The sequence below is a fragment of the Roseateles sp. P5_E1 genome (assembly GCF_054049335.1).
This window is the reverse complement of sequence record NZ_JBFUMN010000335.1, coordinates 1-585: the sequence shown is the minus strand read 5'-3', so window position 1 is coordinate 585 and position 585 is coordinate 1. Positions and strand designations below refer to the sequence as shown.

General features: G+C 67.9%; 2 protein-coding genes. Both read left to right on the top strand.

The genetic code is table 11. From position 1 onward, the window contains the following. The coding region (locus ACXJKJ_RS31390) for a glucosaminidase domain-containing protein (RefSeq protein WP_457395563.1) at positions 1–355 on the top strand (355 nt) is incomplete at its 5' end. 8 nt (positions 356–363) lie between these two features. After that, the coding region (locus ACXJKJ_RS31385) for a flagellar basal body protein (RefSeq protein WP_457395560.1) at positions 364–585 on the top strand (222 nt) is incomplete at its 3' end.

Sequence of the window (585 nt, the reverse complement as noted above, 5' to 3'; positions counted from 1 at the left end):
ACGCGCCACCAGCGGCACCCATGAATACGTGGACGGCGTGCGCCGCAACGAAACCGCCAGCTTCCGCGCCTACACCTCGGTTGGCGACAGTTTTGCCGACTACGTGAAACTGCTCAAGAACAGCCCGCGTTACCAGAATGCGCTGCAGGCCGGCGGCGATGTCCGCGGCTTCGCCCAGGGCCTGCAGAAGGCCGGCTACGCCACCGATCCCAGCTACGCGGCCAAGATCGCCGCGATTGCCGGCGGCCCGACCATCGAGCGCGCGATCGCCGCCGTGGGCAATGCCAGCCAGCGCCTGGGCGAGACCTTTGCCAGCACCGCCAGCCCGACCGGGCTGGGCGTCATCCGTCGTTGAGGTAACCCATGTCCAGCGTACTTTCCACCGGCACCAGCGCCCTGCTCGCTTTCCAGCGGGCGCTGGCGACCACCAGCCACAACGTCGCCAACATCAACACGCCGGGCTACAGCCGGCAGAAGGTCGACTTCGCCACCGCCAATCCGCAGAACTTCGGCTATGGCGACGTGGGCAACGGCACCCGGATCAGCGATATCCGCCGGGTGGCCGACCAGCTGGCGATCTCGCGG